This window comes from Limnobacter sp. SAORIC-690 (assembly GCF_002954425.1).
Taxonomy (GTDB): domain Bacteria; phylum Pseudomonadota; class Gammaproteobacteria; order Burkholderiales; family Burkholderiaceae_B; genus Limnobacter; species Limnobacter profundi.
On sequence record NZ_MQVZ01000001.1, the window covers coordinates 2,988,748 to 3,012,752 of the forward strand.

The 24,005-nt window shown below is 52.5% G+C and carries 16 protein-coding genes, 1 tRNA gene and 4 pseudogenes; 6 read left to right on the forward strand and 15 right to left on the reverse strand.

The genetic code is table 11. The annotated features are described in order from the left end of the window. Nucleotides 1-81: 81 nt before the first annotated feature. The 4 genes from clpX to BSZ31_RS14260 all read right to left on the reverse strand — a co-directional run bounded on the left by clpX (nucleotide 82) and on the right by BSZ31_RS14260 (nucleotide 3,642). Nucleotides 82-1,353, reverse strand: coding sequence for an ATP-dependent Clp protease ATP-binding subunit ClpX (clpX, locus tag BSZ31_RS14245; RefSeq protein WP_008248422.1), 1,272 nt, complete (start codon nucleotides 1,351-1,353; stop codon nucleotides 82-84). Between the two features lie 64 nt (nucleotides 1,354-1,417). After that, nucleotides 1,418-2,065: an ATP-dependent Clp endopeptidase proteolytic subunit ClpP gene (gene clpP / locus BSZ31_RS14250; RefSeq protein WP_105029305.1), complete on the reverse strand. Its 648-nt coding sequence runs from the start codon at nucleotides 2,063-2,065 to the stop codon at nucleotides 1,418-1,420. Nucleotides 2,066-2,086: 21 nt separating this feature from the next. Next, complete coding sequence (tig, locus tag BSZ31_RS14255) at nucleotides 2,087-3,391, reverse strand: trigger factor (RefSeq protein ID WP_105029306.1); 1,305 nt, start codon at nucleotides 3,389-3,391, stop codon at nucleotides 2,087-2,089. Between the two features lie 166 nt (nucleotides 3,392-3,557). Further along, nucleotides 3,558-3,642, reverse strand: a tRNA-Leu gene (locus BSZ31_RS14260). Nucleotides 3,643-3,729: 87 nt separating this feature from the next. Between BSZ31_RS14260 and BSZ31_RS14265 the strand changes: the two genes are divergently transcribed. Beyond that, complete coding sequence (locus BSZ31_RS14265; protein WP_105029307.1) at nucleotides 3,730-3,909, forward strand: hypothetical protein; 180 nt, start codon at nucleotides 3,730-3,732, stop codon at nucleotides 3,907-3,909. Between the two features lie 25 nt (nucleotides 3,910-3,934). Next, nucleotides 3,935-4,573, forward strand: a pseudogene (locus BSZ31_RS14270) (hypothetical protein); the annotation flags it as partial. 14 nt (nucleotides 4,574-4,587) lie between these two features. On the opposite strand, the gene BSZ31_RS14275 reads toward BSZ31_RS14270, so the two are convergent. The 4 genes from BSZ31_RS14275 to alr form a co-directional block, all read right to left on the reverse strand. Then, entirely contained in the window at nucleotides 4,588-7,665 is a 3,078-nt protein-coding gene (locus tag BSZ31_RS14275) for an efflux RND transporter permease subunit (protein ID WP_105029309.1), read from the reverse strand. After that, nucleotides 7,662-8,762 (reverse strand): efflux RND transporter periplasmic adaptor subunit, encoded by a 1,101-nt coding sequence (locus BSZ31_RS14280; protein WP_105029310.1) that lies wholly within the window; start codon nucleotides 8,760-8,762, stop codon nucleotides 7,662-7,664. The genes BSZ31_RS14275 and BSZ31_RS14280 overlap by 4 nt, the downstream gene beginning before the upstream one ends. Nucleotides 8,763-8,836: 74 nt before the next feature. Next, nucleotides 8,837-10,219, reverse strand: a complete 1,383-nt coding sequence (gene radA / locus BSZ31_RS14285) for a DNA repair protein RadA (protein ID WP_105029311.1) — start codon at nucleotides 10,217-10,219, stop codon at nucleotides 8,837-8,839. Nucleotides 10,220-10,240: 21 nt separating this feature from the next. After that, nucleotides 10,241-11,338: an alanine racemase gene (gene alr / locus BSZ31_RS14290; RefSeq protein ID WP_105029312.1), complete on the reverse strand. Its 1,098-nt coding sequence runs from the start codon at nucleotides 11,336-11,338 to the stop codon at nucleotides 10,241-10,243. A 159-nt stretch (nucleotides 11,339-11,497) separates the two neighbouring features. On the opposite strand from alr, the pseudogene lplT reads away from it, so the two are divergent. Further along, nucleotides 11,498-12,774, forward strand: a pseudogene (gene lplT / locus BSZ31_RS14295) (lysophospholipid transporter LplT). 8 nt (nucleotides 12,775-12,782) lie between these two features. On the opposite strand, the gene BSZ31_RS14300 reads toward lplT, so the two are convergent. Genes BSZ31_RS14300 through ispD form a run of 5 tightly spaced genes read right to left on the reverse strand, consistent with a single transcriptional unit; the run spans nucleotide 12,783 to nucleotide 15,852 of the window. After that, nucleotides 12,783-13,484 (reverse strand): uracil-DNA glycosylase family protein, encoded by a 702-nt coding sequence (locus BSZ31_RS14300; protein ID WP_105029313.1) that lies wholly within the window; start codon nucleotides 13,482-13,484, stop codon nucleotides 12,783-12,785. Nucleotides 13,485-13,489: 5 nt separating this feature from the next. Continuing rightward, on the reverse strand, nucleotides 13,490-13,942 hold the full coding sequence (rimI, locus tag BSZ31_RS14305) for a ribosomal protein S18-alanine N-acetyltransferase (RefSeq protein ID WP_105029314.1): 453 nt from the start codon (nucleotides 13,940-13,942) through the stop codon (nucleotides 13,490-13,492). After that, nucleotides 13,929-14,630 carry a tRNA (adenosine(37)-N6)-threonylcarbamoyltransferase complex dimerization subunit type 1 TsaB gene (tsaB, locus tag BSZ31_RS14310; RefSeq protein ID WP_105029315.1) on the reverse strand — a complete coding sequence of 234 codons (702 nt, stop codon included), beginning with the start codon at nucleotides 14,628-14,630 and terminating at the stop codon, nucleotides 13,929-13,931. Before tsaB ends, rimI begins: the two co-directional genes overlap by 14 nt. Continuing rightward, nucleotides 14,630-15,124 (reverse strand): 2-C-methyl-D-erythritol 2,4-cyclodiphosphate synthase, encoded by a 495-nt coding sequence (ispF, locus tag BSZ31_RS14315; RefSeq protein WP_105029316.1) that lies wholly within the window; start codon nucleotides 15,122-15,124, stop codon nucleotides 14,630-14,632. Before ispF ends, tsaB begins: the two co-directional genes overlap by 1 nt. Then, complete coding sequence (ispD, locus tag BSZ31_RS14320) at nucleotides 15,121-15,852, reverse strand: 2-C-methyl-D-erythritol 4-phosphate cytidylyltransferase (protein ID WP_105029317.1); 732 nt, start codon at nucleotides 15,850-15,852, stop codon at nucleotides 15,121-15,123. Before ispD ends, ispF begins: the two co-directional genes overlap by 4 nt. 125 nt (nucleotides 15,853-15,977) lie before the next feature. Here ispD and mfd point away from each other — a divergent pair. The 3 genes and pseudogenes from mfd to serB all read left to right on the forward strand — a co-directional run bounded on the left by mfd (nucleotide 15,978) and on the right by serB (nucleotide 21,358). Continuing rightward, nucleotides 15,978-19,441, forward strand: a pseudogene (gene mfd / locus BSZ31_RS14325) (transcription-repair coupling factor). Between the two features lie 4 nt (nucleotides 19,442-19,445). Beyond that, nucleotides 19,446-20,489 (forward strand): tetratricopeptide repeat protein, encoded by a 1,044-nt coding sequence (locus tag BSZ31_RS14330; protein ID WP_105029318.1) that lies wholly within the window; start codon nucleotides 19,446-19,448, stop codon nucleotides 20,487-20,489. After that, entirely contained in the window at nucleotides 20,486-21,358 is an 873-nt protein-coding gene (gene serB, locus BSZ31_RS14335; RefSeq protein WP_105029319.1) for a phosphoserine phosphatase SerB, read from the forward strand. Before BSZ31_RS14330 ends, serB begins: the two co-directional genes overlap by 4 nt. 57 nt (nucleotides 21,359-21,415) lie before the next feature. Here the strand turns inward: serB and bktB are convergent. Together bktB and rimO are read right to left on the reverse strand one after the other, a co-directional pair. Further along, nucleotides 21,416-22,595, reverse strand: a pseudogene (bktB, locus tag BSZ31_RS14340) (beta-ketothiolase BktB). 47 nt (nucleotides 22,596-22,642) lie between these two features. Beyond that, nucleotides 22,643-24,004, reverse strand: coding sequence for a 30S ribosomal protein S12 methylthiotransferase RimO (rimO, locus tag BSZ31_RS14345; RefSeq protein ID WP_105029320.1), 1,362 nt, complete (start codon nucleotides 24,002-24,004; stop codon nucleotides 22,643-22,645). Between the last annotated feature and the right edge of the window lies 1 nt (nucleotide 24,005).

Below are 24,005 nucleotides of genomic sequence, written 5' to 3' on the forward strand. Positions count from 1 at the left end.
TACCACTGAAAAGAAAAAGCCCAACCGTGGAGTTGGGCTTTTTTAATCATTTTGCAATCTGTTTTGGTGTGGTTTTCAGCATCAGGATTTGTCTTTGCTGCTGGCCACTTTGGGCTGGTCTTCGTAGATCAGCAAAGGCTGGCCCGTACCGTTGATTGTATTTTCATCAATCACCACTTTCTTGACATTCGTGTCGCCAGGCAGATCGTACATAATGCCGAGCAAAGCCTGTTCAAGAATGGTTCTCAAACCACGCGCACCTGTTTTGCGCTGAATTGCTTTCTTGGCAATTGCGCTTAACGCCGATGGGCGAACTTCGAGTTCAGCACCGTCCATCTCAAGCAGCTTTTCGAACTGCTTGACCATGGCATTTTTCGGCTTGGTCAAAATCTCGATCAGAGCGGGTTCATCCAGTTCTTCGAGGGTGGCAATTACAGGCAAGCGACCCACCAATTCAGGAATGATACCGAACTTGATCAAGTCTTCTGGCTCAACTTCTGCCAGCAGGGTGCCCACATTGCCCTCTTCCTTGCTTTTCACGGTTGCACCAAAGCCAATACCCGAACGCTCGGAACGGTTACGAATCACCTTGTCCAAACCTTCAAATGCACCACCCACGATAAATAGTACGTTGGTGGTGTCAATTTGAACGAAATCCTGGTTGGGGTGTTTGCGGCCGCCCTGTGGAGGAACAGAGGCCACAGTGCCCTCAATCAATTTCAGCAAGGCTTGTTGTACACCCTCGCCCGACACATCGCGTGTAATGGACGGGTTGTCTGACTTGCGGGAAATCTTGTCGATTTCATCAATATAAACAATGCCGCGCTGCGCTTTTTCGACTTCATAGTTGCAGCTTTGCAGCAGTTTCTGAATGATGTTTTCCACATCTTCGCCCACGTAACCGGCTTCGGTCAGCGTAGTGGCATCGGCAATGACGAAAGGTACATTCAACAAACGGGCCAGGGTTTGGGCCAACAGCGTTTTACCCGAACCCGTTGGACCAACCAGCAAAATATTGCTTTTCGTCAGTTCAATGTCGTCTTTCTTGCTCATGTGGCGCAAGCGTTTGTAGTGGTTGTAAACCGCTACAGCCAGCACACGCTTGGCTTTGTCCTGCCCAATCACATACTGGTCAAGAATGGAACGAATTTCCTGAGGGGTGGGTAGCTTGTCGCCGCCACCTGTGGCCGTGGCCTCCGCTGCTTCATCACGAATGATGTCGTTGCACAACTCAATGCATTCATCGCAGATGAACACAGAGGGCCCTGCGATCAATTTTTTTACCTCATGCTGGCTTTTGCCGCAGAAGGAGCAATACAGCAGCTTTTCGCTTGAGCCTTTCTTTTCTGACATCTTTTATCCTCTGGAAAGCCCCCGCAGGGGCAATCAAGAAATCAAGGTTTTAATGTTACTGCAGTTACTTCTTGTCGGCCGGAGGCACACGGTGCTTCAACACGTCGTCAATCAAGCCATACTCTTTGGCAGAGTCTGCACCCATAAAGTTATCACGATCTGTGTCACGCGCAATCTCTTCGATGGTCTTACCTGTGTTCTCAGCCAGTATTCCGTTCAATTTCTCACGCAAATACAAGATTTCCTTGGCATGAATTTCAATATCGGATGCCTGACCCTGCACGCCACCCAAAGGCTGGTGAATCATGATTCGGCTGTTGGGCAGCGAAAAACGCTTGCCCTTGGTGCCAGAAGACAACAAGAACGCGCCCATGCTGGCCGCCAGGCCTGTACAAAGAGTTGAAACATCGGGTTTGATGAACTGCATAGTGTCGTAAATGGCCATGCCCGCTGACACAGAACCACCCGGGCTGTTGATATACAGCGCAATGTCTTTGTCGGGGTTTTCGCTTTCGAGGAACAACATTTGCGCCACGATGACGTTGGCCATTTGGTCGTTGATCGGCCCCACCAGGAAAATAACGCGCTCTTTAAGCAAGCGCGAATAAATGTCATAGGCCCGCTCGCCCCGACCACTTTGCTCAATCACCATGGGCACGTACATATTGCCCTGGGTTTCAAGCGCACCAGAATTGTTCATGTTGTTAGTCATAGAGCGAGGGTTCCACATCATTTATTTATTTCCCATCAGTTCGTCAAAGGACAATTTCTTTTCAACCACTTTGGATTTGCTCAAAGCGAATTCAACCACATTGTCTTCCAGAATAACCGCTTCCACATCCGCCAAACGGGCGCGATCCTGGAAATACCACTGCATCACTTCCGCAGGGTTCTCGTAGCTTTGTGCCTGCTCTTCGATGAAGGCACGCACCTGCTCGGGTTTGGCTTGCAAGCTGTTTTCTTTTACCAAGTCTGACACGATCAGGCCCAAGCGAACACGGCGCTCGGCTTGTGCAGCAAAAATGTCTTCGGGCAGCTGAATTTCTTCCACGTTTTGCATGCCACGGGCCTTCAGGTCCTGGCGTGCACGGGAGGCCAATTCGGTGGTTTCGGATTGAATAAGGGCTTTGGGCACATCGAATTCAGTCACTTTCAACAGTGCATTCATGACTGCTTCTTTGGTTTGCGCCTTGGTGCGGTTGCTGACTTCGCGGCTCAAGTTCACGCGCACGTCTTCACGCAGCTTTTCCAGGGAACCGTCAGCGATGCCCATGGCCTTGGCGAACTCTTCGTTCAGTTCAGGCAACTGGGGGCCTTCCACTTTCTTGATTGTGATTGTGAACTGGGCAGTTTTACCTGCAACGTCCTTGCCGTGGTAATCGGCCGGGAAAGCCAGGTCGAACGTTTTCTCTTCGCCTTTTTTCAAGCCTTTTGCCGCAGCTTCAAATTCAGGCAGCATTTGACCCTTGCCGATTACAAACGAGAAGTCTTCGGCTGTGCCGCCATCGAAGGGGACATCGTCAATTTTACCGACGAAATCCAGAGTTACCTTGTCTTCTTCAGCGGAGCCACGGTCTACTTCAGCAAAACTGGCGCGCTGCTTGCGCAGAATTTCAATCGTTTTGTCCACTTCAGAGTCGGACACTTCAACCACTGTTTTCTCGATTTCCAATGTAGCAAAGTCACCAAACTTCACTTCGGGGAACACTTCAAAAATGGCGTTGAACTCAAAAGCGTCGTCAGCGGCGTCCTTGGCGGCTTCAATGCGGGGCTGACCAGCCACACGCAGATCCTGCTTTTGAACTTCTTCGCTAAAGGTACGACCGATTTCATCGTTCAACACTTCAGAATGCACTTGGGGACCATAGTTTTGTACCACCATTTTCATGGGCACTTTACCTGGGCGGAAACCGGGCATGCGAGCTGTACGAGCCACCTTTTTCAGGCGCTTTTCAACTTCAGCATTGATTTTTTCAACCGACAGCTTCAAGGAAATGGTTTTCTCGAGTGAGCTGGCAGTGGTGGTTGTTTCAGTCATTTGGAACTCTTGAACTAGTTGCCTTGGCAAGGTTGACCAAGGGGGAGGTTAATGGGCGTAAAGGCTCTACAATTGCCGATATCTTACACAAGTATGAAGCTGCTTTGGCGGGGGCTTGGTAAAACTGGACCGCCCCAGAAGCGATATACCCGGGGCACAAGAGGGGTGGTGCGGATGAAAGGACTCGAACCTTCACGTATTGCTACGCCAGAACCTAAATCTGGTGCGTCTACCAATTTCGCCACATCCGCATGCAGGCGCGCATTATAGCCCGATTTTAACTTTGAAGCCCTTACAATGTCACTTATTGACTGCATTACCCCCAATTAGAAGGTGACATGGCCGTATCTCTAGAAAACCCGCTTGCCTACTGCCGCGAGAAAGTAAGCGGGGAAACCGCCTCCCTGCACTACGCAACCCTGTTTCAAACCGAGGAACTGAAGGCATTTTGGCTTGGCTGCTTCACCTTGAATCACGAGTTGCGGCAGGCTTGCCTGAAGCAGCTGGAGCTGGCTTGACACAGGTCAAACTGGCTGGTGGCAAAACGCCCTCGCCAACGCCGGGGGCAACAGCAACCCTCACCCGGTCATTACCGCGATATCAAAACCAGTGATTGCCACACTACCGGCAGAGCACTGGGGCGAATTGATTAACCGGGTGGCCAGCGGATGCGAGCCCAAGCGTTACAACAGCATGGCGGATTGGCACAACGACGTACTGTTGGAAACCAAGCCCTGGGTTCACTTGGCTCAGGCCCGTTTTGGATATCCGAACACGGATTGCACACAGTTGCTGGAATTCTGGACTTCAGCCACCCGCCTGTGCCAGTTGCTCAGGCTGGCGAAGTACCTGGACCAGGGATTTCAGCCCTTGCCTGTTGAATTGCTGGCCAAACATGGGGTAACGGCAGAACAAATCAAACGCAGGGAACACAGCGAGGCCAGTACAACCCTGTTCAGCGAGGTGGGTGAGCATCTGCTTGAAAAAACCAACCTGGCCTGGAAAAACATGCCTGCAGACCAACGCCTGTTTGCAAGACCATTGCGGGCACTGTTCCGCATGCGTGTTGCCGAACTGAAAGTGCACCAAGCGGCTGGTTACCGTTTATTGACCGAGCAAAAAATAATCACCCCGTTCAAGAAATTCAGCATTGCATGGACAACACAAGTACTGAGATGGTAATTTCCGGCCCCGATTTACAACTTGGGTTTGCGAATTCGATAAGCTGCAGCGTACAGCGCGGGCAGGAAAAACAGGGTTAGCAGAGTAGCCACAATCAACCCGCCCATGATCGCCACTGCCATGGGCCCCCAGAACTGCGAACGCATCAATGGAATCATGGCCAATACGGCGGCCGCTGCAGTCAGTAAAATTGGCCGAGAGCGCCGAATGGTCGAGCCAATGATGGCCTCATAAGGGTCTACACCAGCTGCCCTGTCTTGCTCGATTTGGTCCACCAAAATAACCGAATTTCGAATGATCATCCCGAACAAGGCAATCACGCCAAGCTGTGCTACAAACCCAAACGGGCGCGCAGTGATGATCAAGGCCAAAGCGGCACCAATAATGCCCAACGGGCCGGTAAAGTAAACCAGCAAGGTTCGGCCAAAGCTTTTCAGTTGCAACATCAGCAAGGTAAGCACGATAAACAGCATCAAAGGCACATTGGCCATGATCGACTGCTGGGCCTTGCCAGAATCAGCGGCAAGCCCATCCAGATTCACTGATACACCCAGCGGTAATTCAGCACGAAGCGGATCGAGGGCCTTGTTCATGGCCAAAGCAACGGTGGTGCCCTGAATACCGGAGACCACATCGGCCTTTACAGTAATTCCGAACTCACCACCCTCACGCCAAATCACCCCAGGCTCAAAGCTCATGGTGACATTGCCCACCTGGGACAAGGGCACATAGGCACCGCTTGCTGTGGGAACGTTGGCATTCATGAGTTCAGCCAGGGTGTCGCGTTCGCTTTCAGGGTTGCGAAACACAATATCGATCAGGCGATTATTTTCCCGGTACTGCCCAATGGTTGCGCCTGACAAAATGACATGCGAGGACTCCGCAATACTTTGGCTGCTAACCCCCAAAGCGCGTGCGCGGGCCTGGTCTACCTCAACCTTCATCACCTTGATGTTTTCATTCCAGTTGTCGTGCGTGCCGCGTGTGTATTCGCTGGAGGCAACCGCCTCTTTCACCTTGTCGGCCACCACTCGCACCACTCGGGGATCCGGGCCCTGCACCACAAACTGAACGGGATAAGTGACGGGCGGGCCGTTGGGCAACAAGGTAATTCGCGGGCGAATGTCGGGGAAGTTGCCTTCCAGATGCGCTTTCAGTTTGCCCCGAAGTATTTCCCGGTCTTCGAATGTTTTGGGAATGACAATCAGCTCGGCCAAATTGCTTTGCACAAATTTTTGATCCAGCGACAGGTAAAAACGCGGCGCGCCATCACCCACAAAACTGGCATAGCCCTGCACTTCGGGTTGCTTGGCCAACCACTGCTCAAGCTTGATCGCCTGTTTTTCGGTTTCCTCAAATGCGGTGCCCTCGGGCAACCACAAATTCACCATGATTTCCAAACGGTTGGAATCAGGGAAAAACTGCTGCTCAATGAATTTGAAAGAATAGCCGCCACCGATGAAGGCCAGCACAGTGACCGATATCGTGATCCAGCGGTGGTTAACGCACACCTCAATCCAGCGGCGGAAGCGCTGGTAAAACGGTGTGTCGAACACCTCCGTGTGACCCTGCCCGTCTTTGGGCTTTTTAAGCAACCAATAGCCAATGTAAGGCACAAAAATAACTGCGACAAACCAAGACAACACCAAGGCAATGGCAGTAACCGCAAAAATTGAATAGGTGTATTCCCCCGCTGCCGATTGCGCCAGGGCAATGGGCAGAAAGCCCGCTGCTGTAATCAAGGTGCCGGTCAGCATGGGAATCGCCGTGGAGTCGTAAGCAAAAATAGCCGCATCGAAGCGCGAATAACCCTCTTCAAGTTTTCGAACCATCATTTCAACCGCGATGATTGCATCGTCCACCAACAAACCCAGGGCGATAATCAGTGCGCCCAGCGAAATTTTGTGCAGGTTAATGTTGAAAAACGACATCGCCAAAAAGGTAAGTGCCAGCACAAGAGGAATGGTCAGCGCAACGACCAAGCCCGGTCGGGTGTCAATTCGAAACGGTTTGCTGTGCAGCCCCAAACTCAAAAAGCTGACTGCCAACACAATCACAATCGCCTCAATCAGTACTTTCACAAACTCATTGACCGAGGTACTGACTGATTTGGGCTGATCCGCCACGCGCTGAAGCTCAATGCCCACGGGGAGTTCAGCCAGTATGCGGCGCTCAACTTTTTCCAACTCTTGGCCAAGGCGGATAATATCGCCACCATTGACCATGGAAATCCCCAAGCCAATCACCTCTTTGCCATTGAAGCGCATTTTGGACACAGGTGGGTCTTGATAGCCGCGATGAACGTGGGCGATGTCTTTGAGCAGGAGTGTGTTTTTTCCCGCCCGAATCGGCAGGTTGGCAAGGTCTTCAATGGACTCAAACTGCCCCTGCACCCTTGACCACACTTTTTGCTCTTCCAGACTCAAAACACCCTGAGAAGTCACGGCATTCTGGCTGTTGATTTGATTGAAAATGTCTTGCGCAGAAATACCCAATTGCGCAATTTTGTAATGCGAGACATCGATAAACACTTTTTCAGGTTGAACGCCAAATAGCTGCACCTTGGCTACATCGGGCACTTTGAGCATTTCCTGACGTACCTGTGTCACGAAGTCCTTTAGCTCGGCGTACTTGAATCCATCTGCGGAGAATGCCAGCAACACCCCAAAGGTATCGCCAAACTCATCGTTGAAAAATGGCCCTACGACACCACGCGGCAGTGTTCCAGCCATGTCGCTGACCCGTTTTCGTGTGGTGTACCAAATGTCGGCCACTTGCCTGGGCGGTGCGCTGTCATCCAGTTGAAGAAAAATGACGGTTTCACCAGGCTTGGAGTAAGAGCGTATTTTGTAGGCGTAAGGAATTTCCTGAATCACCTTTTCGATCGGGTCGGCCACCTGCTGACCCATTTGCATGGCTGTTGCTCCTGGCCAGTAGGCACGTACCACCATGCCGCGAAACACGAATGGCGGGTCCTCTTCCTGGCCCAAGGAGAAAAATGCGGCGACTCCGGCGAAAATGAATACAGCCAAGAGATAACGAACCAATGGCTGGTTCTCAAGCGCCCAGCGCGACAGGTTGATTTTTCTCATTTGGAAAGATCGCTTGTTTCAATGAAGCGACGAACCTTTTGGCCTTCGTTCAGAACGTGGGTGCCGGCAGTGACAATCAACTCGCCATTGTTTAGGCCGTCTTTGACCAGAAAGTCGCTTTCAGAGACGTCATGGGGTTGAACAATCCGTTTGTTGACCACACCTTGCTTTTCATCGAATACCCAAACAAAAGCACCAGTGTGCTCGGCCACCAGGGCCGAAATGGGAAGCTTGAACGCGGTCGACTTGGCGGCAGTTGAAAACTGCACTGTCGCACTCATTCCAAAACGGGACATTCTGGCTGGGTCGTTGACATCCAGTAACACCGCAAACGTGCGTGTTACCGGGTCTGCCACCGGAGAAACTTCCCGCACTTTTGCATCCAAAGACTGTTGACCAGACCAAAGCAATACGCGCGCATCCTGACCCGGCTTGATCGCACTGACCCGGCTCTCGGGCACAGCCATGCTGACCTGCACATCATTCTCATCAGCCCACTGGACCACAGCCTGACCTGGCGCCAACACCTGCCCTGCTTCGGCATACACGCTGGAAATGACACCACTGCCCGGAGCACGCAGGTCGCCATATTGCCGCTGATTGGCCTGCGTGCTCAACTGGGCGCGAGCCTGACTCAAGCGACTGCCCGCAGCATCGAAGGCCAGTTGTCGACGATCAAGCTCGGCCTGACTGATAAAATTTTGTTGTTTCAGGGTCTTGGCTCGGTCCAGATCAGTTTTCAACTGAACATGCTCTGTGGCTGCGGCATCGAATTGCGCCTGAGCTGCCTGCAAGGCAAGACTCAAATCCTGAGGATCAATTTTGGCCAGTACCTGACCTTTGGAAACCTTGTCTCCAACGTCCACCAGGCGCGACGCCAATTTCCCACCCACTTGAAAGCTGAGTTTTGCCTGAAAACGAGGTTCGATTTGACCGGGAAAACTTTCTTCAAAAGTGCTGCCTCCAGCCTGAAGTTCCAACACCCGAACAGGTCTAATCACCTCAGTGGTGTCTATTTCAGGTCGGGAACAGGCTGCCAGCATAAGCGAGCCCAAGGTGGCCCACACAACAGGCAGGAATAAACGGCTTTTGGACATGGATCGCTCAATAGAGTGAATTTATAGTTATCTGCGCAATTGTCGTATCAATCACAGGTCAAGTCAAAATTGAGTCAAAAGCAATCCAGCTTGTCTCTCAGCGCGGCAAGCGCCTTCTCCACGCGATCCACGCCAATCACTTCAATTCCGTCTATGGGCTGCTTGGGTGCGTTGCTCGCAGGCACAATCGCATGGGTAAAGCCGAGTTTGGCAGCTTCGCGCAGCCTTTCCTGCCCACGCGGCGCCGGGCGCAATTCACCAGACAAGCCGATTTCGCCAAACACCACCAACTCTTTGGGCAAACGTTTGTTTCTCAGCGACGAGACCATCGCCAGAACAATTGCAAGATCGGCAGCAGGTTCTGAAATTCGCACACCGCCCACTGCATTGATAAAAATATCCTGATCAAAAAACTGCAGACCCGCGTGGCGATGCATCACCGCCAACAACATGGCCAAGCGGTTTTGTTCAAGCCCAACCGATAACCTGCGCGGTGATGGTGAATGTGAGGAATCCACCAAGGCCTGAATTTCAACCAGCAATGGCCTGGCGCCTTCTTGCGTGCACATTACACAGGAACCGGCCACCCATTCAGCGGTCTGCGACAAAAACAGGGCTGAGGGGTTGTTAACGCCTTTCAAACCACGGTCAGTCATGGCAAACACACCCAGCTCATTCACTGCACCAAACCGGTTTTTAAATGCGCGCACCAAACGGAATGAAGATTGTGAATCCCCTTCGAAATAAAGGACCGTGTCGACAATGTGTTCAAGCACACGCGGCCCGGCCAATGTGCCCTCTTTGGTGACATGGCCCACCAAAATGGTGGTAATCCCCATGGCCTTTGCAAGCCGTGTCAGCTGGCTTGCACATTCGCGTACCTGGCTGACCGATCCCGGCGCAGCGCTCAACTCGCTGGTGTACAGGGTTTGAATGGAGTCGATAACCAGCACTTGAGGTTTGTGTGTTTCAAGCTGGGCAACAATTTGCTCCAGCTGAATTTCGGTCAATACATTCAGGTTGGTGTGTTCCAGCCCAAGGCGTTGGGCGCGCAAGGCGATTTGCCCGGCAGATTCCTCGCCGCTGACATACAAGGCCGATGTGGTTTTGGCCAGGGTGACCATAGACTGCAATAACAAGGTGGATTTACCAATGCCAGGGTCGCCACCCAGCAACACCACCATGCCGGGCACCATTCCACCTCCCAGCACACGGTCAAATTCGGGTACACCACTGCTAAAACGTGGATGGTCTTGCGCCTGAATCTCGGAAAGCTTGATCACACTGCTGCTTTGCGCAGCCAGAGCCGCAAAGCGACTGTGCTTGGGCGGCGCTGCCGTGCTCACGGCCGATTCAACCAGCGTGTTCCAGCTGCTGCAATCGGTACATTGCCCCTGCCATTTGGCGAACACGGCACCGCATTCAGTGCACTGATATTGACTTTTAATTTTGGCCAAAACGGCGTGTTCCTTTTAGGTCTAGGCTTTAAAAAATGGCACGCGGGGCGCAATTGCGCACAACAGTTCATAGCCAATGGTGCCGCAACGGTCGGCCACGACATCGACAGGAATGTGCCCACCCCACAATTCAACTGTGCTGCCAACATTGGCATTCGGGATTTGGCTGACGTCGATGGTCATCATGTCCATCGACACGCGGCCTGCGACTGGCGCAACATGCCCTTCAACATACGTGGGCGTTCCGTCCGGTGCGTGGCGTGGGTAGCCATCGGCATAACCGCAAGCCACCACCGCGATACGCCCGCTGTTGCTCGCTTCCCAACGCGATCCATAACCCACTCTGTCACCTTGTTTTACCTCTTGAATTGCAATAATTTCGCTGCTGAAAATCATTGCTGGCTTCAGGCCATAGTTGGCCGCTGCGTCGGGACCAGGGGTGGCGCCATAAATAGCAATGCCAGGGCGGGCAATGTCACCGGCCAACATCGGAAAATTCAAACTACCGGCTGAATTGGCCAGGCTGCTTTGCCAATGGGCAGGCTTCAGTCCCATCAAGGCTTGATGCTGATGTTGCGCAAAAGGCAAGCGGACCCGCGGCTCCGCTTCATCTGCATTGGCAAAGTGCGTCATCAAAACTGGTGTGGGCCATTGATGTTTCAGGGTGAACTCATCCAGCCGCTGAATGGCAGCTTGCGCTTGAGCAGACTGAAACCCCAAGCGATTCATGCCGGTGTTCAACTTCAAGAAAATTCTGGGCTTGTGTGCCGGTGCCTGCTTCGCAAGAACCTCCAGATCATCCAATTGCTTGTGATTGTGGACCACCCAATCACAACGTAACTCCAAGGCCTTGAGCAGATCGGCCTGGTCAAAACAGCCTTCGAGTAACACAATTGGCTTGTTCCAACCCAGGTGGCGCAAGCGGGTCGCGCCCTCAATTTCCAAAATGGCCAAGGCGTCAGCCTCGCGCAGGCCATCAATAATTCTTTCCAAACCATGCCCATAGCCATTGGCTTTCACCACTGGCATCACCGCGACATTGCCCAGCAATTCCTTGATTCTATTGATATTGGCAGAGATGGCGGCGGGTCTGACCACTGCACGTATGGGTCGCGGCATGGGCTGGCAATTGGTGGTTTAGGGGTTGGCTCGAACTTTGTAAAAAAGGCATTGCTTAATACGCGAAGCGTCTGGATATGATATAACGCCTCAACACCGTTGAACGAGCAGCGAAACGGCGAAATCGCACTAAATGGATTTCGCTCAATTCACAGTTGAATGAAACCCGGCTTTTACACCATCATGGCGGCGCAGTTTTTCTCGTCGCTTGCAGACAACGCACTTTTAATTGCGGCAATCGCATTGCTGTTTCAGATCCAGTCGCCTGACTGGATGACCCCATTGCTGAAGCTGTTCTTCGTGGTGTCGTACGTGGTGCTGGCCCCCTTCGTTGGCGGGTTTGCAGACACATTGCCCAAAGGCAGGGTCATGCTAATCACCAACTCCATCAAAATTGTGGGTTGCCTGATGATGTTCTTTGGCGTACACCCCCTGCTTTCTTACGCGGTGGTTGGGTTGGGCGCTGCAGCTACTCACCCGCGAAATATGGCATCCTGACCGAGCTTTTGCCACATGACAGGCTTGTAGAGGCCAATGGCTGGATCGAAGGACTCACCGTGCTATCGATTATTCTGGGCACCGTACTTGGTGGCATATTGATTGCGCCAGGCACCAGCCAATACCTGATGCAGCTGCACATTCCAGGTGTGACCGACAATATGGACACGCCTGCTGAAGCTGCCATCTTTGTGATTACTTCAGGCTATTTGATCGCGGCCATTTTCAACTTCAAGATTCCAGACACAGGCGCTCGCTACGAGCCACAGTTGAATCACCCAATCATCATGACCCGCAAGTTTTACGGCTGTGTAAAGCAACTGTGGAACGACAAACTGGGGCAAATTTCACTGGCGGTCACCACACTGTTCTGGGGTGCTGGAGCCACACTTCAATTTATCGTGCTGAAATGGGCTGAAAGTGCTTTGGGCCTGCCTTTGGACAAGGGTGCAATTCTTCAAGGTGTTTGCGCATTTGGCGTGGCGGCCGGTGCCGTGGCCGCGGCCAAAATGATTCCGCTGAAAAAATCAATGTTGGTGCTGCCCATGGGTATATTAATGGGTATTGTTTGCATGGCCATGGTACTGGTGAACAATCAAGGCATGGCCTACCTGCTGATTACCGTGATCGGCGCACTGAGCGGATTTTTCGTAGTACCCATGAATGCTTTACTTCAGCACCGGGGCCATGTGCTGATGAGCGCTGGCCGATCGATTGCCATTCAAAATTTCAATGAAAATATTTCAGTGCTGACCATGCTTGCCATTTACGCCATCTTGATCAGTTTTGATGTGCATGTGAACAATGTGATTCTGATGTTCGGCGGCTTTGTGATGGCCACCATGTTGATGGTGATTCTCTGGCACCGCCGCAACCAGCGCCTGTACAACGTGGAAGCCCGAATAGGAGAGGACCGCCCTGTGGGCGTGCCTCTGTGACAAACAGCTTAAATTAGACCTTGCTGTTTCAACAACAACAAATCGTCCCACGCTTTTAATTTTTCCTCTGGCCTGCGCAACAGGTACGCTGGGTGGTAGGTCACCACTGCGGGAATATCAAGACCATCCAGGCTCACTTGGTGAACCACACCCCGCAATTCGCCCACTGGCTTTTTGGTGTTCAGAAGGGTTTGAATTGCAAAGCGCCCAACCAGCAACAACACTTTGGGTCCACTGGCCTTGATTTGCTGAACCAGGTAGGGAGAACATTGTTCAATTTCTGCCTGCTCAGGATTGCGGTTACCCGGTGGGTGGCACTTCACCACATTGGCAATGTAGGTGTTGGTTGTACGGCTTGCGCCAATTGCTTTCAGCATGCGGTCCAGCAACTGCCCTGACTTGCCCACAAACGGCAGGCCGGTCGCATCCTCTTCCACGCCTGGCCCTTCTCCCACCACCATCAGGGGTGCGTGTGGCATGCCATCTGCAAACACGGTTTGCTTGCGTGTTTTGTACAAGCCACATTGTTTGCAAGTGGCTACACTTTCTCGCAACGATTCAAGCGTGAGTGCTGCGGTCGACATTCCGTCAAACGCCACGCCACTTGCCATCGTGGATGGCTTTGACTCGCTTTCCTGCTTGCGCAATTCCCAAACAGGGCCGATACCCATGGCATTGAACAGATCGGCTTTGCTTCGAGTGCTTGTCATTCCGGTCAACCTGTAAATCGTTTGAACATCACCAAGGCGTCTTCGCGGCCCAGTTGAGACGGGTAGTAATTCTTACGGGCCCCAATCAATTTGAACCCCTCTTTCTCATACAGGTTTTTTGCAGTCACGTTACTGGGCCTGACCTCCAGCAACATGCCGGTTGCATTGGCCAGTTTGGCCTGGCCAATGCCCCATTGCAACAAGTGCTTACCGTGCCCCAAACCTTGCAAGTCGGCACGAATAGATATGTTCAGCAAGTGGTATTCATCCACCACATGCATCATGACAATGTAACCTGCAAGTTGCTCATCCAACCACATGCAATGCATGTGATAACCCGCCCGCAAGGAGTCCAGAAAATTCCGGTCTGTCCAGGGAAACTCGTAAATCTGGTTCTCAACCAGAATTACAGCAGGCACATCAGCCTCTGTCATGGGTCGAATACTAAACAGCGCCATGCTTCAACGCCAATCGTTCAGTGGTGGTTTGGGCAACTTTGTCGCGAACATACAAAGGCTGACAGTCAAACGGTGCAGCCACTCGACCTGCCAGGAATTCTTGCCATGCCAATTGTGCCAGGCGAATTGCGCACACTGCCCCCAGCAACACGTCTGGGCCTGGGTTGTGTAGCTGTGCATACAAATGTGCATCGCACACAGCCGGCCCCTGAGTTTTCTGCAATTCGTGCATTGCCAACAAATGGGGTGGCTTGACCCATGCTGTGCCCTGTGCAGTTCGCTGAATGCAGGCTGCGTAAATTTCATGCAAACGTGCATCCATCAAAACCGTGACTGGCAGCTCTTGCTGCCGAGCAGGCAACATGCATTCAAAGCTGCTCAATGGCACCGTGGGCACTTGCCAGGCCACAGCCAGGCCTTGGGCAATACCGCAAGCTGTGCGCAAGCTGGTAAAACCACCAGGGCCAATATCTACAGCAATTGCTGCACACTGGGCAGGCTTTAAATTGCCGAGTTCAAGGTGTTGCTGAATCAAGGGCAATAGTTGGGCAGACTGGCTTTTGTAATCAGTAATTTCAAAGTTGAACAAGTCCGCCGCATGCGCATTTAATTCAAGAGGCTCAGTGGCTGCAGCCACCTTGGCTACGCCTGAACTGGTACTAATCGCCAAAATAAAACGGGAAACCATCACTCGCCCTTCACCATCAACACCACAGCTTGCGCCTCAATGGCTTCCTTGCGCCCAAGGTAACCCAGTTTTTCGTTGGTTTTGGCTTTGATGTTGACTGCATCCAGTGGCAAGCCACAAAGGCTGCTCAAACTTGAGTGCATTGCTGCCATGTGGGGGGCAAGTTTTGGGCTTTGGCAAATCAAAGTGGAATCGATATTGATCAAGGTAAACCCCTTACGCCTGACTTTCTCGATCACGTTTTTTAACAGCACGCCACTGTCAGCCCCTTCAAACTGGGGGTCAGTATCAGAAAAGTGGGTGCCAATATCGCCCATGGCGCAGGCCCCCAAAATTGCATCAGTAATGGCGTGCAACAGCGCATCTGCATCGGAATGACCCAGCAAACCGAGCTCGGAAGGAATGTGTACTCCGCCCAAAATCAGCCGACGCCCCTCGACCAGGCGATGTACGTCATACCCCTGCCCCACTCTCAAGCGGCCAATTTCACTCATTCAAAATTCTCCTGATGCAAACCAAGCAATCTGGCCACTGTCCGCAAATCTTCGGCTTGGGTAATTTTCATGTTTTCCACATGCCCCGGAACGATCAGGGGACCAATGCCCAGGGTTTCAATCGCACTGGCATCGTCGGTTAACTGGGCACCTTTGTACAAGCACTCGGAAATAGCCATGCTAAGCGCCTGCGCCCGAAACATTTGCGGCGTCTGCGCCGCCCACAAGTGGTCTCTGGGCACCGTGTGTTGAGCAATCACTTCGCCTTCTTGGGCCAAGCTGGTTCTCTTCAAGGTATCCGCCACAGGCACAGCCAACAACGCGCCCGCAATGTGTTCGCTGCCTTGGTCAATCAGACTTTTCAAAGCTGCGGCACTTAAACCAGGGCGGGCAGCATCGTGCACCAAAACCCAATCGGTTTCACCCACCAGTAAATTTTCAAGCAAATGGTTCAGGCCATTGAGCACGCTATTCACGCGCTCCTGCCCACCCAATGGCAAGCAAGTGACTTGGCTGTTGCCTCGAAACAGGGCCAGGGCTGTTGAGTCGTCGCTGGCCACCACCACGAACACCTTTTCTACGCGCGGGTCGGCCAACAGTGCTTCTACACTGTGTTCCAGTACAGTTTTTGCTCCCAGCATGGCGTATTGCTTTGGGATACTTCCGCCAAAGCGACGCCCCGCACCACCTGCGGGCACCAAACCAAAGTACTTGGCAATTCTTGCCATGAAAGCCTGTTCCTATGCGGGCACTTGCCGCCGTATAATACGGGCCTTGATTCACCGACCCAAAACCCGAACTTGACGCCCACTGGAAAACCAGCATGGTTGCAGTATCCAAGCGGGCGAACTTTATGCTTTCATATTTTACTTCTTCTTTTCAGCTAACCGGCGGCCACAGGCTCAGCTTGGCGCACCCGCCCGGCAGTGCCGACGCTTTTTTGCTGGCGCAATTGTGCACACAGGCCCAGCAGCAAAACAAGCTTTGCCTGATCACCTGCGCCAACCCGCACGATGCCACTCGCCTGCAAGAAGAAATCACCCTGTTTGCCCCCACCCTGAAGGTACATTACCTGCCAGACTGGGAAACCCTGCCCTACGACAGTTTGTCAGCCCACCAGGACTTGGTATCCGAACGACTTGCCACGCTTTACCAAACCCAGCGGGGTGATCTGGACGTGCTGATCACAGCGGCCAGCACAGCCATCCAGAAACTGGCACCACCTTCATTTTTAGCCGGCAGCACCTTCTACTTCAAAACCGGCGACAAACTGAATGAAAAGAAGTTGCGTGAACAACTGACGATTGCAGGCTATAACCATGTTTCACAGGTCATGACACCCGGTGAATACTGTATTCGCGGCGGCATTATCGACTTGTTTGCAACCGGCACTGCGTTGCCGTTTCGAATTGATTTGTTTGATGATGAAATTGAATCCATCAAAACATTCGATGTAGACACCCAACGCAGCCTGTACCCTGTGCGGGAAATGCGCCTGCTGCCTGGCCGCGAATACCCCATGGATGAACAAAGCCGCGCGCAGTTTCGCAGCAAATGGCGGGAACGTTTCGAAGGTGACCCTTCCAAAATTTCCATTTACCGTGACATGGGCACAGGCGTGGCCAGCGCAGGCATTGAGTATTATCTGCCCCTGTTTTTTGAGAACACCGCCAGCCTCGTTGATTACCTGCCCAAAAAAGAACTGGTGTTTATTCAGCATGGCGACGTAGACCAAGCTTTGCAAACATTTTGGGCAGACACCCAAAGCCGTTTCGATTTTCTATCGAAAGACATTCAACGCCCAATTCTGCGACCTTCCGAAATTTACCTGCATGCTACTGAATTTTTCAGCAGTTTCGAGAATGCTGCACGCGTGAATTTGTCGGCATCCAAAAATGCTTGGTGCCGGAATACAGCGGCGCGCTGCTGCCCGACCTGGCTGCAGATCGCAAAGCTGACGACCCAATTTTCAAGTTCCGCAACCTGATCGAACGAACTGGTGCGGGAAGCTACAAACAAGTCATCATGGTGGCCCCAAGCGATGGTCGCCGCGAAACCCTGAACCAGTATTTTCTGGAACACAAACTAAAGCCCCACCAAACAGAAACACTGCAAGGTGCACTGGAAAGTGGCGAACGTTTTGTACTGTGCACCGCAGTGCTCGACCAAGGATTTGGCGTGCACCGCGGGCTGGAAGCGCAAGTTGCGTTCGTCACAGAAGCAGAATTATTCTCACTTTCACCCCGCCGCCGCGGCGCACGCAGGCAACAGGAAAGGCAAAGCAACGTTGAATCCATGATTCGCGATTTGTCGGAACTGAAAATTGGCGACCCGGTGGTGCACCAGCAGCATGGCATAGGCCGCTACAAAGGCCTGATCAGCATGGACCTTGGTGAAGGCGCATCTGAATTCCTGCACCTTGAATATGCCAATGGTTCGAACCTGTTTGTGCCGGTTGCCCAACTGCATGTGATTGCCCGCTACAGCGGCGCTGACCCGGAAAACGCGCCAGTACATGCCCTGGGTTCAGGCCAATGGGAAAAGGCAAAAAAGAAAGCGGCAAAAATGGTGCGCGACACCGCAGCCGAATTGCTCAACCTGTATGCCCGCCGCGCGCTGCGTAAAGGCCATGAATTCAAGTTAAGCATTGGCGACTACGAAGCCTTTGTTGAAAAATTTGGATTTGAAGAAACCGCTGACCAGGCCGCAGCGATTCGAGCCGTCATTGCCGACATGACTTCCCCCCGCCCCATGGACCGCCTGGTGTGCGGCGATGTGGGTTTTGGAAAAACCGAAGTGGCCTTGCGTGCTGCTTTCGTCAGCGTAATGGATGGCAAACAGGTGGTGCTGTTGGCACCCACCACGCTGCTTGCTGAACAACATTTTCAAACCTTCTCAGACCGGTTTTCGGACTGGCCAGTGAAAGTAGTTGAATTGTCGCGTTTCAAATCGCCCAAGGAAATTCGCGATGCAGTTGAATTAATCAACAGTGGGCGTGCCGACATCATTATTGGTACCCACAAGGTGCTGAGTTCCGAGGTGGAGTTTTCACGCCTTGGTTTGGTGATTATTGATGAAGAACATCGTTTTGGTGTGCGCCAAAAAGAAGCGCTGAAAAACCTGCGTGCTGAAGTAGATGTGCTTACGCTGACAGCAACACCCATTCCACGCACCCTGGCCATGAGCATGGAAGGCATTCGCGATTTTTCGGTGATTGCCACTGCACCCCAACGCCGCCTATCGATTAAAACCTTTGTGCGCCGCGAAACCGACAGCGTGATTCGTGAAGCTGTGCTGCGTGAATTGAAACGTGGCGGGCAGGTGTACTATCTACACAATGAAGTGGACACCATTGAAAATCGCCGAGAAGCGCTTGAGAAAATATTGCCTGAAGCACGAATCGGGATTGCCCACGGGCAAATGAACGAACGTGACCTTGAACGTGTGATGCGCGATTTTTATCAACAGCGCTTCAACGTGTTGTTGTGCACCACCATCATTGAAACCGGTATTGATGTACCCACCGCCAACACCATTGTCATTCACCGTGCAGATAAATTCGGCTTGGCCCAATTGCACCAGCTGCGCGGCCGGGTTGGGCGAAGCCACCACCAGGCCTACGCCTACATGATGGTGAACAATGAAGAAGGTTTGAGCAAGAATGCGGAGCGTCGCCTCGAAGCCATTACCATGATGGAAGACCTTGGCAGCGGTTTTTACCTGGCCATGCATGACCTTGAAATTCGTGGCGCTGGTGAAGTGCTGGGCGCCAACCAGAGCGGCAATGTGCACGAAGTGGGTTTTCAAATGTACACCGATATGCTGAACCACGCCGTGCGCAGTTTGCGCGCAGGCAAAGAGCCCGATTTAACCGCACCGCTGAACGCCACGGTAGAAATTAACCTCCACACCCCTGCCCTGCTACCCGAAGATTACTGCCCCGATGTGCATGAACGCCTTACGCTGTACAAGCGCCTCGCCAGCACAGAAGAAATGGACTTCATTTCAGAGGTGCAGGAGGAATTGATTGACCGTTTTGGCAAATTGCCTGACGCAGCCACGGCACTGCTGGAAACGCACCGTCTGCGCATTCTGGCCAAACCACTGGGCATTGCAAAAATAGACAGTTCAACCGACGCAACAGTGGTGCAGTTTGATGCCCAACCCAATGTGGATGCTGGCAAAATTATCTTGATGATTCAAAAAGAAAAAGACATGAAACTGGCTGGTGCTGAACGCTTGCGGATCACACGCAGTTTCCCGAAAGTCAGCGACCGTGTACAGTTTCTCAAAGGTTTGATCAAACAACTGGCTTGAATTCATGACCCACAACGCTGGCAAATACAACATTTGGTTGCACTTGTTGGGCGCAGCCCTTATTGGTTGCGCATTTCTCAATGCAACCACCGCCAAAGCAGCGGAAAGCCCAACGGCCGGCGAGGCCGGTATGGCCGTGTACAAAGCGCTTTTACCGAAGGCCGAGGCAGGCGACGCAGAAGTACAAACCACACTGGGCTTGATGCGCTTACGCGGCGATGTAGTAGAGCGCGACCTGAAAGTTGCACGCGTGTGGCTGGGTAAAGCAGCCCTTCAGAACCACACCCCCGCTCAATATTATTTGGGCCAGTTACTGCTACTTGATGTGTTCAACGCCAAGCAAAGCGATTTGAACAAACAGTTGACCGAGGGTATGGGTTGGTTGCGCCGCGCATCGCGAGACCAACACAACCCATCGCAATTGCTGTATTCACAAACTGTGCTTGAAAGCCAATTGGAGAGCCCGTTCGGACACAGCAAAATTGAAGCCCAGCAGCATCTTGATTCCTGCGCAGAAGTACACCTGCCCTGCACTCAATACGCATTAAAGCGACTCGACCAGGGCAAAGAAGAGGTTTACTGCCCCAACAACGAGTTCTGCGAACAGAAAAAACGCCTGCTTTACACATTGGCCAATGCAGGCGACGCCAACGCGCGCTACCGATTGAGCAAATTTGAAGGTGAAGACCGCATGTTTTGGGTGCGGCGTGCCGCGCGCTTGAATCACCCCAAAGCCAGCCATGAACTGGCCGAGTTGGTGTTGAAAAATGAAGTGCCCCTGCAACCCGAAGACCCTGCCGTGCTAGCCCTGCTCAACACAGCCTCGCAACAGGGTGTGCTTGAATCCATGCACCTGCTGGGCAGCTTGCTACACGAAGGAACCCGATTTCCTGTCAACAAGGCCTTGGGGTTACAATGGTTAAACCTTGCGGCGCAACGGGGCCACAAACCCTCGATTGAACTCTTGGCACAACTTCAAGAGCCCGCCGGCAACATTCTTGCAACTGACAAGGTAGAATCCGCGCAACCCACGGAGAGCACACCATGAGCCGACTATTCTTTTCCTCGCAAACATTAAGCACAGCACAAGTACACACAGCCCTGGATGCACTGAACCTGCCTACTCTTGGCGTAGAAACGCTAAATCAACAAGCCTGCATTGAAATTCCAGAAGCCTACACCCTGCCCAAAGCCGCAATTACCGACACCTTGCGACCATTAAGCCGCGCACATCAATTTGACTTTGCAATTCTGGAAGCCGAGTTTCAGGCCAATGAGTTCAAGCTGTTGGCAATGGACATGGACAGCACCTTGATTACCATTGAATGCATTGATGAAATTGCCGACTTTGCGGGCAAGAAAAAAGAAGTATCCGAAATTACCGAAGCTGCCATGCGCGGCGAAATCAAAGATTTTTCTGAAAGCCTGAACCGCCGCGTGGCCTTGCTCAAGGGCGTGCCTGAAAGCTGCCTTCAATCCGTATTTGAAGAACGCCTGCGCTTGTCACCGGGCGCAGAAGAACTGATAGCGTATGCCAAAGCAAACAAGTGGAAAACATTGTTGGTTAGTGGTGGCTTCACATTTTTCACAGACAAAATGAAAGAAGTATTGGGGCTGGATTACACCCGCTCCAACACACTTGAAATTGTAGATGGGCATTTGACAGGCCGTGTGTTGGGCACCATTGTGGATGCAGAAGTAAAACGCGAAACAGTGTTGGAAACCTGCACAATGTTGGGCTGCGAGCCCTCACGCGCCATTGTGGTGGGCGATGGATCGAACGATTTGAAAATGATGGAAATTTCAGGTGCCAGCGTGGCTTTTCATGCGAAGCCAGTGGTGCAGGAGAAAACAGATTTTTGCATCAACCACGGCGGGTTGGACACAATATGCAAGTGGTTTGAATCGAATATTTAAACCCACACACCGAGTGGCGCGCTTGCCAACAAAAGCAGGCGCGCCACCAACAGGTAATTACATCCGCTCAAATATCGCAGCAATACCCTGACCACCACCAATGCACATGGTCACCAGTGCATAACGACCTTGAATACGCTGCAATTCATACAGGCTTTCACGGTAATGATTGCGCCGGTTGCGCCAATGGGGTGACCAATTGAAATACCTGAACCATTTGGGTTGACCTTGGCTGGGTCCATGCCCAATTCTTTGGTCACGGCACAAGCCTGCGCCGCAAAAGCCTCGTTGGCTTCGATCACGTCCATGTCTTCAATTTTCAAACCGGCTTTGGCCAGGGCTTTTTTGGTTGCTGACACTGGGCCAATACCCATAATGGTCGGCTCTACGCCGGTGTTGGCATACGCCACCAAACGGGCCATGGGCTTCTTGCCCGCTTTTTCCGCTGCGCTTCGTTCCATCAACAGCACTGCGCCTGCACCGTCGTTCAAACCGGAAGCATTGCCAGCAGTTACAGTACCGTCTTTCTGGAACACAGTTTTTAGTTTGGCCATGCCTTCTACAGTGGCGTCACCACGAACATGCTCATCGGTGTCAAACATCACCGGGCCTTTTTTGCTCTTGATTTCAATCGGCAAAATCTGCTCTTTGAAATAACCATTGGCAATCGCATTGGCCGCACGCTTGTGGCTTTCAACTGCCAAGCATCTTGGTCTTCACGGCTTACATTGAATTCCTTGGCCACGTTCTCCGCAGTCACGCCCATGTGAATTACATGGAAGGGGTCGTGCAAAGCGCCCACCATCATGTCGATGCCTTTCATGTCGCCCATGCGTGCACCCCAACGGGCGGCGGGCAAAATGTAGGGGGCTTTGCTCATGCTTTCAGCACCGCCTCCAATGGCCACATCGGCGTCACCCAGCATAATGCTTTGAGCCGCAGTCACAATGGCTTGCAGGCCAGAACCACACAGGCGGTTCAGCGTGAGCGCTGGCGTGGATTTGTCCAGACCACCTTCAATGGCAGCAACACGCGACAAATACATGTCACGTGGCTCAGAATTCACCACATGCCCAAACACCACATGGCCAACCTGGTCAGCGCTTACACCTGCGCGCGCAACCACTTCCTTCACCACCATGGCGCCCAACTGAGTTGGGGAAAAGTCTTTCAAACTTCCACCAAAGTCGCCCACTGCGGTGCGTACACCGGCTACCACTACCACTTCACGCGTCATTGCTCTATCTCCATTTTTCTATTAAACGATTCAGCTAAATGATTCAGTTATGCGATTCTGCCCCAAAGGTCGTGTTCATCACAGTCATCGATCAGCACATTAATAAAGTCGCCCGGCTTGGGTTGCAGCGCCTTGTCTTCTGGCATGGGTATAAACACATTGCCATCAATTTCAGGGGCATCGGCTTTGCTGCGCGCCACAATGCCCTCTTCGTCGGTTTCATCGACCAACACTTGCATCACTTTGCCCAACTTGGCTTCGTTCCGGTTGAGTGAAATCTTTTCCTGCAGTTCCATCAAACGCGCACGGCGCTCTTCTTTCACTTCTTCAGGCACTGGGTTATCCAGGGCATTCGCAACCGCACCATCCACAGGTGAATAAGCAAACACACCCACACGGTCCAGTTGAGCCTCTTCGATGAAGTCGAGCAGGTGCTTGAACTCATCTTCAGTTTCACCTGGAAAGCCAGTAATAAAAGTGCTGCGCAAGGTGATGTCGGGGCAAGTTTCACGCCAAGCACGAATGCGCTCGATGTTGCGCTCCCCGCTGGCTGGGCGCTTCATGCGTTTTAATACATCGGGGTGTGAATGCTGGAATGGAATATCCAGATACGGCAAAATTTTGCCTTCAGCCATGAGCGGCACCACGCGGTCCACATGGGGGTACGGATACACGTAATGCATGCGCACCCAGATACCCAGTTCACCCAACTCTTCAGCCAGTTGCTGAAACTGTGTTTTTACGGGGCGACCATTCACAAAGTCGGTCCGGTACTTCAAATCCACGCCATAAGCGGAGGTGTCCTGGCTCACCACCAGCAGTTCTTTCACACCCGCTTTTTTCAGGCTTTCCGCTTCACGAATTACCTCACCGATTGGGCGGGAAACCAAATCGCCTCGCATGCTTGGGATAATGCAGAAGGTACAACGGTGATTACAGCCCTCTGAAATTTTCAGGTAAGCGTAGTGCTTTGGGGTTAGCTTCACGCCATGGTCGGGCACCAGGTCGATGAACGGATCATGTGGCTTGGGCAGGTGTATGTGCACTGCCTGCATCACCTCTTCAGTGGCATGCGGGCCCGTAACCGCAAGCACCTTGGGGTGCAGGCTGGTGATCAGTTCCTTGCCTTCGTTTCCGTTCTTGGCACCCAGGCAGCCGGTTACAATTACCTTGCCATTGGCGTGCATGGCCTCGCCAATTGCATCGAGGCTTTCCTGCACAGCGCTGTCAATAAAACCGCAGGTATTCACAACGATCAGGTCTGCACCTTCATAAGACGCGGACACGTTGTACCCCTCTACTTTCAGTTGGGTCAGAATTCGCTCGGAATCCACAAGGGCCTTTGGGCAACCCAAAGAAACAAAGCCCACACTCGGTGGGCGCTTGGCAGAGAAGGTGTCGTCTTGCATG